The 12,947-nt window shown below is 55.1% G+C and carries 11 protein-coding genes; 8 read left to right on the top strand and 3 right to left on the bottom strand.

The window, feature by feature from the left end; all coding sequences use genetic code 11:
* The first annotated feature begins 17 nt into the window (after window positions 1–17).
* From argB to argH, 3 genes are all read left to right on the top strand, one after another.
* Window positions 18–797 carry an acetylglutamate kinase gene (gene argB / locus L6J37_RS09530; RefSeq protein WP_046220340.1) on the top strand — a complete coding sequence of 260 codons (780 nt, stop codon included), beginning with the start codon at window positions 18–20 and terminating at the stop codon, window positions 795–797.
* Window positions 798–941: 144 nt separating this feature from the next.
* Window positions 942–2,150, top strand: a complete 1,209-nt coding sequence (locus L6J37_RS09525) for an argininosuccinate synthase (RefSeq protein WP_237794880.1) — start codon at window positions 942–944, stop codon at window positions 2,148–2,150.
* Window positions 2,151–2,221: 71 nt separating this feature from the next.
* Window positions 2,222–4,099, top strand: a complete 1,878-nt coding sequence (argH, locus tag L6J37_RS09520; protein WP_218384438.1) for an argininosuccinate lyase — start codon at window positions 2,222–2,224, stop codon at window positions 4,097–4,099.
* Between the two features lie 120 nt (window positions 4,100–4,219).
* Here argH and L6J37_RS09515 read toward each other — a convergent pair whose 3' ends face one another.
* Window positions 4,220–5,671 (bottom strand): dihydrolipoyl dehydrogenase, encoded by a 1,452-nt coding sequence (locus L6J37_RS09515; protein WP_218384436.1) that lies wholly within the window; start codon window positions 5,669–5,671, stop codon window positions 4,220–4,222.
* Between the two features lie 75 nt (window positions 5,672–5,746).
* A complete protein-coding gene (locus L6J37_RS09510; protein ID WP_192015944.1) occupies window positions 5,747–6,475 on the bottom strand; it encodes a glutathione peroxidase in 729 nt (242 codons plus the stop codon).
* Between the two features lie 161 nt (window positions 6,476–6,636).
* Here L6J37_RS09510 and oxyR point away from each other — a divergent pair, with 161 nt between their 5' ends.
* Entirely contained in the window at window positions 6,637–7,536 is a 900-nt protein-coding gene (oxyR, locus tag L6J37_RS09505; protein ID WP_027250629.1) for a DNA-binding transcriptional regulator OxyR, read from the top strand.
* 68 nt (window positions 7,537–7,604) lie between these two features.
* On the opposite strand, the gene L6J37_RS09500 is transcribed toward oxyR, so the two are convergent.
* Window positions 7,605–10,154, bottom strand: coding sequence for a penicillin-binding protein 1A (locus L6J37_RS09500; protein ID WP_192015943.1), 2,550 nt, complete (start codon window positions 10,152–10,154; stop codon window positions 7,605–7,607).
* 143 nt (window positions 10,155–10,297) lie between these two features.
* Between L6J37_RS09500 and pilM the strand changes: the two genes are divergently transcribed.
* Genes pilM through L6J37_RS09480 form a run of 4 tightly spaced genes read left to right on the top strand, consistent with a single transcriptional unit; the run spans window position 10,298 to window position 12,936 of the window.
* The gene (gene pilM / locus L6J37_RS09495; RefSeq protein WP_237794879.1) at window positions 10,298–11,248 is read left to right on the top strand and encodes a type IV pilus biogenesis protein PilM; all 951 of its coding nucleotides are present in this window, start codon (window positions 10,298–10,300) and stop codon (window positions 11,246–11,248) included.
* Window positions 11,242–11,835, top strand: a complete 594-nt coding sequence (locus tag L6J37_RS09490; protein WP_218384429.1) for a PilN domain-containing protein — start codon at window positions 11,242–11,244, stop codon at window positions 11,833–11,835. The genes pilM and L6J37_RS09490 overlap by 7 nt, the downstream gene beginning before the upstream one ends.
* Window positions 11,828–12,451 (top strand): type 4a pilus biogenesis protein PilO, encoded by a 624-nt coding sequence (locus tag L6J37_RS09485; protein WP_237794878.1) that lies wholly within the window; start codon window positions 11,828–11,830, stop codon window positions 12,449–12,451. The genes L6J37_RS09490 and L6J37_RS09485 overlap by 8 nt, the downstream gene beginning before the upstream one ends.
* Window positions 12,448–12,936, top strand: coding sequence for a hypothetical protein (locus tag L6J37_RS09480; RefSeq protein ID WP_218384424.1), 489 nt, complete (start codon window positions 12,448–12,450; stop codon window positions 12,934–12,936). Before L6J37_RS09485 ends, L6J37_RS09480 begins: the two co-directional genes overlap by 4 nt.
* The last annotated feature ends 11 nt before the right edge of the window (window positions 12,937–12,947 follow it).

Here is a 12,947-nt window from a genome sequence, read left to right as displayed (position 1 = left end):
GTTAGAGGAGAACCGGGATGGAACAGTCGCCGTTAGTAATCAAACTGGGTGGAGCAGTGCTGTCGTGCACCGACACGCTGGAAAAAGTATTTGGTGCCATCAATGCCTATCAGGCCAAGGCCAACCGGCCTTTGGTGCTGGTCCATGGCGGCGGCTATCTGGTCGATGACCTGATGAAAAAACTGAATCTTCCGACGGTTAAAAAGCAGGGGCTACGTGTAACTCCTGCTGACCAAATTGGCGTGATTGCCGGCGCATTGGCGGGCACGGCCAATAAAATGCTGCAGGGGCAGGCCATTAAGTCCGGCGTGAAAGCGGTGGGGTTAAGCCTGGCGGACGGTGGCCTTTGTCAGGTCACTGAATTAGATCCTGAGCTGGGTGCAGTCGGCAAAGCCGCACCAGGAAACAGCCACTTAGTGTCCGGCATCATAGCAGCAGGCTATCTGCCGATTGTCAGCTCGATTGGCCTGACGGCTGACGGTGAGCTGATGAATGTCAATGCCGATCAGGCGGCGGTGGCGGTAGCCGCGGCGCTGGATGCCGAGCTGGTGCTGCTGTCGGATGTCAGTGGCGTGCTGGATGGCAAAGGGCATCTGATTGCCTCGTTGAGCGAGCCTCAGGCAGATGCGCTGATCCAGCAGGCCGTGATTACCGACGGCATGATTGTCAAAGTCAAAGCGGCATTTGAGGCAGCCAAAGGGCTGGGACGTGCAGTCGAAATTGCCGGCTGGCGCTACCCGGAACAATTGGTGAATCTGTTTGACGGTGAGCAAATCGGCACCCGATTTGTGCTCTGAACCAGCAGAATTGAGTACAAACGCTGGCGGTAACCCGGCGTTTGGATATAAAAATTACCCTTATTTTGTTTGATGTTTCAAACAGTAAAGATTGATATCGCCTGAACGGGTAGACCGTCGAGCAGGCAACAAAGGAGAGTAACAATGAGCAAGGTGAGTAAAGTTGTATTGGCATATTCCGGCGGTCTGGACACTTCGGCCATCATTCCATGGCTGAAAGAGAACTATGACTGTGAAGTGATCGCCTTCGTGGCCGATGTGGGCCAGGGAGAAGAGGAACTGGTCGGCATTGAAGAGAAAGCCCTGGCGTCAGGTGCATCGGCTTGTTATATCGCCGATCTGAAAGAAGAGATGGTCAAAGACTATATCTATCCAAGCCTGAAAACCGGTGCTGTCTATGAAGGGAAATACCTGCTGGGTACCTCAATGGCCCGTCCGATTATCGCCAAAGCCCAGGTGGAATGTGCGCTGGAAGTGGGCGCCGATGCCCTGTGCCACGGTTGTACCGGTAAAGGCAACGATCAGGTGCGTTTTGAAAGTGCCTACGCGGCCCTGGCACCACAACTGACAGTGATTGCCCCGTGGCGTGAATGGGATCTGCGCAGCCGTGAAGCCCTGCTGGATTATCTGGCCGAGCGTAAGATTCCAACCACGGCAACGCTGGAAAAAATCTATTCCCGTGATGCGAATGCCTGGCACATTTCAACCGAAGGCGGCGTACTGGAAAACACCTGGAACCAGTCTAATGAGCTGTGCTGGGTATGGACCAAAGATCCGGAAGATGCGCCGAATACCCCGGAAGAAGTGTCTGTACTGATCGAAAAAGGCGAAATTGTGGCGGTAGACGGCAAAGCCATGTCGCCGTATGAAGCTCTGGTGTATCTGAACAAAAAAGGTGCCGAGCACGGTGTCGGCCGTATCGATATCGTCGAGAACCGTCTGGTCGGTATCAAGTCCCGTGGCTGTTATGAGACGCCGGGAGGCACCATCATGATGGAAGCCCTGCGTGCCGTCGAACAACTGGTACTGGACAAAGAATCGTTTGAATTTCGTGAAAGCATCGGCCTGAAAGCCTCGCACCTGATTTACGATGGCCGTTGGTTCACGCCTCTGTGCCGTTCGCTGCTGGCTGCCGCGGATGAGCTGGCGCAGGACGTCAATGGCGAAGTGGTGCTGAAACTGTACAAAGGTCAGGTGACTGCTGTTCAGAAACGTTCGCCGAACAGCCTGTACTCGGAAGAGTTCGCTACCTTCGGAGAAGACGAAGTGTACGACCACAGCCATGCGGGTGGTTTTATCCGCCTGTACTCGCTGGCAAGCCGTATCCGTGCCCTGAACGAACAGAAAAAATAATCTAACTAGCGTAAAGCGCATTACTAATAAGACATGTGAGCAAGTCGGTCGTACAGCAAAGGAGAAGTACCATGGCACTATGGGGCGGACGTTTTAGTCAGGCAGCAGATACTCGGTTCAAGCAGTTCAACGATTCCCTGCGTTTTGATTACCGCCTGGCGGAGCAAGACATCGTTGGCTCGGTGGCCTGGTCAAAAGCACTGCGTCAGGTCGGGGTACTGACCGAAGAGGAGCAGCAGAAGCTGGAGCTGGCACTCAATGAGCTTAAGCTGGCTGTGATGGAGGATCCGCAACAGATCCTCCAGTCTGACGCCGAAGACATCCACAGCTGGGTTGAGCAGCAGCTTATCCACCGAGTGGGGGATTTGGGCAAAAAGCTGCACACCGGCCGTTCACGTAACGATCAGGTGGCGACCGATCTCAAGCTGTGGTGTCGTCAGCAGGGACACCAGTTACTTATGATGCTGGATCACCTGCAAAGCCAGCTGACTACGGTGGCCCGTGAGCATCAGGCTACTGTGCTGCCGGGATACACCCATTTGCAGCGTGCCCAGCCGGTAACGTTTGCCCACTGGTGTCTGGCTTATGTGGAAATGTTCGAGCGTGACCATTCACGTCTGAGTGATGCGCTGCACCGGTTAGATACCTGTCCGTTAGGATCCGGTGCACTGGCCGGTACGGCTTACCCGATTGACCGGGAAGCCCTGGCTCACAGTCTGGGTTTCCACCGCGCCACCCGCAACAGCCTGGATTCTGTGTCTGACCGTGATCATGTGATGGAGCTGCTGTCGACGGCGTCGATTTCTATGCTGCATTTGTCCCGTTTGGCGGAAGACATGATTTTCTATAACTCGGGCGAGTCCAACTTTATTGAGCTGGCCGATACGGTGACCTCAGGCTCATCGCTGATGCCGCAGAAAAAGAATCCGGATGCGCTGGAGCTGATCCGCGGCAAGTGCGGCCGGGTCTACGGTTCACTGGCGGGCATGATGATGACGGTCAAAGCGCTGCCGCTGGCGTACAACAAAGACATGCAGGAAGACAAAGAAGGCTTGTTCGACGCACTCGACACCTGGCACGAATGCATGGAAATGGCTGCGTTGTGTTTTGACGGTATCAAGGTCAACAAAGACCGCACCTTAGAAGCGGCAATGCAGGGCTATTCGAATGCTACTGAACTGGCCGATTACCTGGTGGCCAAAGGCATTCCGTTCCGCGAAGCACACCATATCGTTGGCGTGGCTGTGGTGGCGGCTATCGAGAAAGGCTGTGCACTGGAAGAATTGTCGCTGGAGGAGATGCAAGCCTTCTCGCCTGTGATTGCCGAGGATGTGTATCCGATCCTGACGATTGAATCCTGTCTGGAGAAACGCTGTGCCCTGGGCGGCGTGGCGCCCAATCAGGTCGATCACGCCATTTCGCAGACGGAAAAACGGCTGTCGAAACGCCATGCACCGGGTGTGAAAGTGCGTGGTGCACGCCTTACCGATCTGGACGCCATTGAAGGTATGGTGGCGTACTGGGCCGGACTGGGTGAGAACCTGCCTCGTCCGCGGAACGAACTGGTACGTGATATCGGCTCCTTTGCGGTGGCAGAAACTCAGGGCGTGGTCACAGGCTGTGCATCGCTTTATGTCTATGACTCAGGTCTGGCGGAAATCCGCTCGCTGGGTATTGAGGCCGGTTGGCAGCATCAGGGGCAGGGCAAGGCACTGATACAGCATTTGCTGGAAAAAGCCAGCCAGATGGCCATCAAGCGGGTGTTTGTGCTGACGCGTGTGCCTGAATTTTTCATGAAGCAGGAGTTTATTCCGACCTCAAAATCGCTGCTGCCAGAGAAAGTCATGAAAGACTGCGATATGTGTCCGCGTCAGCATGCCTGTGACGAGGTGGCACTGGAAGTCAGATTGGATCAGCAGCATGTGATTCCGAGCGTCAACGTCGCCTGATAAGCACACTGCAACTGTGAGTGAATAACAAAGCGCCGGTTATCCGGCGCTTTTTTGTCACCCCTAAACTACCGACTATGGCGGTGGTGATTGTTTCCCGTCAATGTTATTGGGGTTGCATTAACAGCCGGGGCCGCAGTCCATGCAGTGTTTGATCATTTCAGGTCCCAGATGCAGTTTGGCGTTGAGATCACGCAGTGCGGTACGGACACCTTCCTCGATCACCGGATGGTAGAAGGGCATATCCAGCATTTGTGCCACTGTCATTTTGCTCTGGTGTGCCCAGGCCAGTAAGTGCGCCAAATGCTCAGCATTTGGCCCTATCATCTCTGCCCCCAGAAAACGGCCTGTGCCATGTTCGCCGTAAAGGTTCAGTATGCCTTTGTTACGCAGCATCACCCGCGAACGGCCTTGATTCTCGAACGAGACAGTACCTACCTCAAAGCAGCCACAGTTACCGAGCCGCTCGGTAATCTCGCGGCGACTTTCCCCCACCATGGCAATTTGCGGCTCGGTGAACACCACGGAAATTTTCGAGCGACGCAGTCCGGCGCGAATATCCGGGAAGCGGCCGGCGTTGTCACCGGCGATCCGACCCTGATCGGCTGCTTCGTGCAGCAGAGGCAGCTGGTTGCTGGCATCACCGGCAATGAAAATCGACGCCACTGAGGTTTGCAGGGTGAAATGATCGGCGATCGGTACGCCGCGCTCATCCAGTTCCACACTGGTGTTGTCAAGCGCCAGTTTGTCGGTGTTCGGGCGACGGCCAGTTGCGGCCAGCACATAGTCAAACATCTGAGTTTCCAGCTCGCCCGATTTGCTGAGGAATTGAATCTCAACCCTGTCGCCAACACGTTTCATGCTTTCGACTTTGACATCGGCATCCAGGTACAGCTCGTCATTGAAGGCGGTATTGGCATATGACATGACCTCATCGTCTGTCAGCGGGCCAACCTGGCCGCCGAGACCGAAGATCTTGACCTCAACCCCGAGGCGATGCAGCGCCTGACCCAGCTCCAGTCCGATCACACCCGGACCGAACACGGCAACCGAAGCCGGCAAATCGTCCCAGTTAAAGACATCATCGTTAATCACCAGGCGATCACCCAGCTCATGCCATGCGCCCGGATAGGCAGGTCGGGAGCCGGTGGCAATCACAATCCGCTGGGCTTCAATGCGGGTGTGGCCGTCGACCTCAAGCGTTGTGTCATCGATAAATCGGGCGTAGCCGCTGATTTTGTCTTCTGCAGCAATCTCATCGACGCTCTCCAGCACGAAGCCGACGAAGCGGTCACGCTCACGTTTGACACGGTCCATGACTTCGCTGCCGTTGATCTGAATCTCGCCTTGTGGATGAACACCAAAGGCGGGGGCTTTTTCAATGTTGTGGACGCTTTCGGCCGCCGCAATCAGCAACTTTGAGGGCATGCAACCCACACGGGCACAAGTGGTGCCGTATGGGCCACCTTCTATCATGACCACGCTGTCTGTGTGCGCTTTGGCTGCGCGGTAAGCGCCCAGACCAGCCGTTCCACCACCAATGATGGCCACATCCACGGTTAAGGTTTTCATCTTTTCTCTCCAACGACATTCAGTTCAAGGGTGTGCAATACCGGCAGGGCGCTTAGCCCTGCCTTGGGGCATGGATTAGCCCAGGTAGGCTTCCAGCTCTTCGCTGCCACCGATGTGCTTGCCACCAATAAAGACCTGAGGCACAGTGCTACGACCAGAGACAGCGCGCAGGCTTACCGTGGTGGCATCTTTACCCAGAATCACCTCTTCAAACTGAAGACCCTTGTCGATCAGGTTTTGTTTCGCCTTGGCACAGAAAGGACAGCCAGGTTTAGTGAAAACGGTGACCGACTCCTGCAGTTTATGATCAGGGGCGATGTAGTTCAGCATAGTATCAGCGTCAGAAACATTGAACGGGTCGCCCGGCTCGTCGTTCTCGATAAACATTTTTGTGACAACGCCGTTTTTCACCAGCATGCTGTAGCGCCATGAACGGTCACCGAAGCCCAGATCGTTTTTCTTCACCAGCATCCCCATGCCTTGCGTGAATTCTCCGTTGCCGTCCGGGATGAAAGTAATGTTGTCTGCATCCTGATCGGTTTTCCAGGCATTCATCACAAAGGTATCGTTGACTGAGACACACAGGATGTCATCCACGCCGTGTGCAGCAAAGACGGAAGCCAGCTCGTTGTAACGCGGCAGGTGGCTTGACGAACAGGTCGGCGTGAACGCTCCCGGCAGGCTGAACACGACAACGGTTTTGTTGCTGAACAGCTCATCGGTTGTGACGTCAACCCACTGATCGCCCTGGCGGGTACGGAAAGTAACCTGTGGAATTGCGTGACCTTCTTTTGATGTAAACATGTTGTTCTCCTGATAGATGTTTTAATTTCAATATTTTGTGGAACGTTTTTGTCTTGTTCCTGTTGATGGAGCTAGTATGCGAAATTTGGATTGATAGCTCTAATCGTTTGCTGTTATCTTATTAATCGTTAATTTCTATTAAATGAAATGGGAACCGATTGATGAATATCCGAGACCTCGAATATCTGGTGGCTCTGTCTGAGCACCGTCATTTTCGTAAAGCGGCAGAGGCGTGCTTTGTCAGTCAACCGACCCTGAGCGGCCAGATCCGTAAGCTGGAAACCGAGTTAGGGGTGTCTTTGCTGGAGCGGACCAGCCGCAAGGTGCTGTTTACGGATGTCGGGCTCAGTCTGGTGACTCAGGCGAGAAAGGTGCTGCACGAGGTCAAGGTACTGGCAGAGATGGCCAGTCAGCAGGGGGAAAGTATGGCCGGCCCGCTGCATGTCGGCTTTATTCCCACGGTCGGCCCTTATTTATTACCCCTGATTATTCCAGCACTTAAAGCGGCTTTTCCCCAGTTAGAGCTGTATCTGCATGAAGCGCAGACTCAGGTGCTGGTGCAGCAACTAGAAGAAGGCAAACTGGACTGCATCATTCTGGCTGCTGTAAAAGAAAGTGAGCATTTCAAAGAGCTGTCTCTTTACCATGAACCTATGGTGTTGGCGGTGCCAGAGGGGCATCCCTGGGCCGATAAAAGTGAGCTGCCAATGCAGGAGCTGAATGGCCATACTCTGCTGATGCTGGGGGATGGGCACTGCCTGCGCGATCAGGCGATGGGGTTTTGCTTTGCTGCCGGTGCGAAGGAAGACGGCAGTTTCAAGGCGACCAGCCTGGAAACCCTGCGCAATATGGTGGCGGCCGGCAGTGGTATTACCTTGCTGCCTAAGCTGGCAACGCCTCACACGGCCAAGCGGGATGGCGTGTGCTATCTGAAAGCCTGCGATCCTGAACCGAGCCGTTTGATTACACTGGCCTACCGTCCCGGCTCGCCGCTTAAAGGGCGCTATGAGCAGCTGGCAGAGCAGATCAGGCGCAGTATCAGTCTGCACCTGGACAGCTGAGATAAAACAAGCGCGCCCAGGGGCGCGCTTGTTTTTCCTTATTCAGAATCCGTGTTCAGCACAGTGGGTCAGAACAGTTCGTCCGAGCTGTCGGATTCAAAAAGGCCGCCGTCGCTGCCCCCTTCACCGACATAATCTTTCGGTTCACTTCCCTGAATGAAGTACTCGAACATAGAGGTAAAGTCATTTTTCTTGGTCAGCTTGCCCGTGTCACGGTCGATACGCACCTGAACAATGTTGGGCGGTAACTGCTTGCGTTGTTCCGGCACATCCTGCAGCGCCTGCTCCATGAAGCCAATCCAGGCGGGTTGCGCCGTTTTGGCGCCGGCTTCTGCACCGGCCGTTTGATCATCAGTAATGTTAGGGTTAGTGCTGGTGCGGCCCAGCTCGCGGCTGTGATTATCAAAGCCGACCCAGGCGGTGGCAACGATACCCGGCCCGAACCCTGTATACCAAGCATCTTTGGAATCGTTGGTGGTGCCGGTTTTCCCCCCGATATCACGGCGTTTCAGTACCTGACCCCGCCAGCCTGTGCCGTTCCAGCCGCTGCCGTGGCGCCAGTCACCGCCACCCCAGATATTGCTTTCCAGCATTTCACGGACCAGAAAAGCGTTCTGCTCGGTGACAACTTGTGGCGCGATACGAATCGGTTGCTGGTCGGCTTCAGTGGCACTGCCCGTCGGGCCCAGTTCTTCTTCACTGATGGCGATGTCATGCATCACAGCGCGGCTGGCCACCACATGGTTACCGGCCAGCTGTTCTTTTCGCTGGCAATCATCATTACAGACAACATTCGGATGGGCCTGATACACCAGGTTGCCGTAGGCATCTTCTACCCGTTCGATGAAATAAGGCTCAACAAAATAGCCGCCATTGGCAAACACAGAGAAACCCTGCACCATTTCCAGCGGAGTCAGGCTGCCTGCACCCAGAGCAATGGCTTCTGCCCGGGGGATATCTTTACGCTTGAAACCAAAGCGGGTCAGGTAGCTTATGGTGTCATCCAGCCCGACATCCTGCAGGACGCGGACCGCCATGACGTTTTTCGACTGCGCCAGACCGATACGCAGGCGGGTAGGGCCATTGTATGTCGGCGGTGAATTTTTCGGACGCCAGGCGGTGCCCATGCTTTTATCCCAGCTGTTCACCGGTGCATCGTTGATCAGGGTCGCCAGTGTCATGCCAGAGTTGAGGCCAGCTGAATAGATGAACGGCTTGATGCTCGAACCTACCTGGCGGATAGACTGGGTGGCGCGGTTAAATTTGCTGTGTACGAAGTTAAACCCGCCCACCATAGCCTGTACGGCACCATTGTATGGCGAAATGGCGACAAAGGCAGTGTTGGCATCGGGCACTTGGCTCAGCACCCAGCTCTCGCCTTTGTGCTGCACCCAGATTTGCTGGCCGGGTGCCAGGATCTCAGTGGCTGTTTTCGGTGCCGGGCCCTGGCTGGAGTCGGTAATGAAGCGACGCGCCCATTTCATGCCGTCCCAATCCAGATTCTGATGCTGGCCGCTACGCAGGATGACCTCCGCGTTTTTCTGGCCGACCTTAACTACCACAGCAGGTTCCAGTTCACCGTAGCTTGGCTGTTTGGCCAGATGATCCAGAACCATCTGCTCATCCCACACCGCCTGTTCCGGCATCCACAGGGTGGCTACCGCACCACGGAAGCCATGGCGCTGGTCATAATCCATCAGGTTTTGTATGGCGGCATGTTGCGCCGCCCGCTGCAGTTTGGGGTTGACAGTGGTGAAGACTTTCATACCGGAGGTATAGGCATCTTCGCCGTAACGATCCAGCATCCAGGCTCTGGCGCGCTCGGCAAAGTAAGGGGCATTCAGCGCAATTTCCGCACCGTGATACCGGGCTACGATTGGCTCTGCTTTGGCCTGTTCGAATTCGGTCCGGGTGATGTAGCCTTCATCCAGCATACGGCTCAATACCACATTGCGGCGTGTGGTTGCCCGATCCAGCGAGTAGATAGGGTTCATGGTGGAAGGCGCTTTCGGCAGGCCGCCAATGATGGCGATTTCGCTCAGCGTCAGCTGGCTGACATCTTTACCAAAATAGACCTGTGCCGCTGCACCAACACCGTACGCCCGGTAACCCAGGTAAATTTTGTTCAGGTACAGTTCCAGGATTTCATCTTTGCTCAGCAGCTGTTCAATGTGAACGGCGATGAAGATCTCTTTGATTTTACGCATGATTTTTTTCTCATTGCTGAGGAAAAAGTTACGCGCAAGCTGCTGGGTAATGGTACTGGCGCCTTGCTTGGCCGATCCTGAGGTCGCCACCACAAAGGCCGCACGGGCGATGCCGATAGGGTCAATGCCGGGGTGGTCATAATAGCGGCTGTCTTCGGTTGCGATCACCGCGTTGATCATCTGCTGAGGTATTTGATCCAGAGTCAGCGGGATGCGGCGTTTTTCACCAAACTGGGAAATCAGTTCGCCGTCAGCACTGTAGACCTGCATAGGTGTTTGTAACTCAACGTTTTTAAGCGTTGCGACATCAGGGAGATTCGGTTTCAGATAAAGGTAGAAACCAAAAATCGTGCTGACTCCAAGAATGATGCAAATGATTGCAAAAATAAATAATCGCTTTATGAACTTCACTTGAGAATTCCCGTTACACCTTCGTTAGGCCATCCGCGCTATTTCAGTCAGTAGTATAAAGATAACTCAAATAAATTTAACGCCGTCAGAGGTGTTTATTCGAATAATTTTGCCTTGTCTTTACCAGGGGAGCATACCACGCCATGTTGCACAAGCCAGTCTGGACCGGGATAGATATCGGCCACCATAGTGTAAAGGCGGTCGTGCTTAAGCAAAATAAAGGGCGGCTTGCGTTATTGCATTACGCTGAAGTCGTTTTGTCTCCTGCAGAACTTGCCGGGACGTCCCCCGGTGGCGGGTTCCATCACAATAGCCTTTCCGGACCTATCTTGTTGTCAGCCTTGCGTAAAATACGGACTCTGCTTCCAAAGCGTTCTGTTCGCACTGTGCTGTCACTGCCGGACAGTGAGGTGGTGCAGCGGGAACTTACGCTCGAACAACGCTGGGGACAGGATATCGGAAGCGAACTGGCAAAGATACTGGCGGATACCTTGTCGATGGAGCCGGAGGCACTGAGCCTGGACTATTATCCATCCCCGACTCCCGGGCAGGAGGCGGCGGACAGCGGATTGCGCTTTCAGGTCTTTGCGGCCAAAACTCACCTAGTAGAAGCAAGAACCCAGAGTGTGCGTGAGGCGGGTTTTGAACCTGAGATCATGGAATTGCAGGCACGTACACTCTTGTGGCTGCTGGAATATTGTCATCGGCAGGCAATCACGGCTATGGGAGCGAATCCTGCGCTGGTTTGTTTGGGAGCTGAGGAAGCGGATCTGGCCGCTGGTTTCTCGCACAACCTGCCGCTGCATCGTACCTTTTTGCTGAGCCGGTCTGGTAATGCGCCCTCACCGGAACTGATCCGGCAACTGCAACATTATCATTCCCTGTCGCCGTTAACCGGGCTGTGGCTGACGGGCCGATCTTTGTCTGACAAGGAACTGGCAATGTGGCAGCAAGCGTGCGGATTGCCAGTTGCTTTTTTGACCCCCGGGCAGGTGTTTCCTTTACGACACAACTCGACGGCGGTGGCTGTGCCGCTGGATACCGTCTGGGCCAGAGCGGCGGCTTTGGCGGTCAGAGGGGCGCTGACATGTTGATCCCGGTCAATCTCTTGCCCTGGCGTGAAGCGCAGCGTATCGCGCATGCCCGCCGGTTTTGGTACTGCCTGGCGGCGACAGTGGTGCTGGCGGTATTGAGCATGGGGAGCTTGCGATTTTATTACGGGGAACGGACGGCGCGCCAGACAAGCAGTAACGATCGCATTCAGCAGCAAATACTCGCGCTGGCGCCCGATCTTGCCAAACTGGCTGATTATCAGCGTCAGCATCAGATGTACCAGTCTCGCTTGGCGGCGGTTAGTCGCTGGCATCATGCGCGTTTTCCCTTGATTCACCTGCTTAATCATTTGCCTGATCTCCTGCCGCTGTCCGCCGGGCTGGAGAGGCTGACACTGAAAGGTAATGCCATAGTGCTGGCCGGTCAGACCCGGCAACTGGCGGCGTTGCCGGACTTTCTGGCCCGGATCGAGCGCCAGGAATGGGTGAGTCGCAGCCAGCTGCATTCTGTGCAACGCGATAACTCGGCGGGATCTGGTGAGCCGCTCACAGCCGGCGACGGAGCCTTTCAGCGATTTTCCGTCACTATGACTCTAATGTCGCCGCTATTGGGGGATGTTCATGACTGACTGGCGGGATCTGACACTGGAGTCGATACCCGGCTGGCCACTGCGTTATCAGTTGGTTGCCTGTCTGGGGGGGCTGGGGATGCTAAGTCTGGTGTTTTGGCATTGGAGTATTAAAGCGGTGATCCAGCAAGAGTATGAGCTGCAAGAGCAAGCCCGGTCACTGAGGACGCAGCTTGCCTGGCAACGCACACAGGCGGAGTTATTGCCTGAGTGGTCGGCGCGGACAGATAAGATGATGGCCCTGTACCGGCAGCAATCTGCCCGGCTGCCAGATAAATCAGCCTGGCCGCAAGTACTGGCGGAAATTGAAATACTCAGTGTGGATGCCGACGTAGCCTTGCAGCATCTCCGCTGGGGGAAAAGCGAAAATCACCAGTGGTACAGTGTGCAGCCTTTGCACTTTGAATGGCGGGGCGACTATGACTCGTCAGGGACATTGTTAGCCGGGCTGGCATCCATGCGCTGGCTGCTGGTGGTCAATGAGCTGACAATGCAGTCTGTCGACGGGCAATCAACTGAGCTGCGGGTCACTGGAAGTGCGCACCTGTACCAGATACCTGAGCCGTCCGGAGACACGATTCTGACTGATGAGCAGAGACTGGAGATGCACCAATGATCACTTTTTTCCTCCGCCATTTATTCCTCCGCCCCTTTTTTTACCGTTTCTTTCTTTATCGCATGGGCAGCTTTGCTTTGCTGTTAGTGGCTGTGCCCGTCACAGGGTTCAGTCTGGCAGAGGCGCCTGAATATAACGTCAGTCCGCTTGGTTCTCCGTTTCAGCGCTTTGAGGCGACTGAGGCCGAACCTGTAGCGTGCCAAGCATCGGCAAGCGACATGCTGGTTAAGGGGCTGATGATGAAGGGCAGCGTCAAGGATGAGTACGGATGGGCGGCGCTGCTGAGTGCTGAGGACGGGCGGCTGTTCAAAGCCAGGCCAGATCAGGTTATCGGGCCCAGAGTCAGAGTACTCAGCGTGGATGCCGGGCAAACCGGATTAATTTTACAGACCCGCGGTGTGCCCGGTTGCCCTGTTGTGACTCATCACATTCTTCATCTGTCTCGGCGGGGTGGGCGGTTGATTGCGCCAGAAAACCCCTCCTGACTCCAGTCTGA

Origin of the sequence: Photobacterium sp. WH77, assembly GCF_022014395.1 — a bacterium.
Taxonomy (GTDB): Bacteria; Pseudomonadota; Gammaproteobacteria; order Enterobacterales; family Vibrionaceae; genus Photobacterium; species Photobacterium arenosum.
This window is presented reverse-complemented; position numbering and strand designations above follow the sequence as displayed.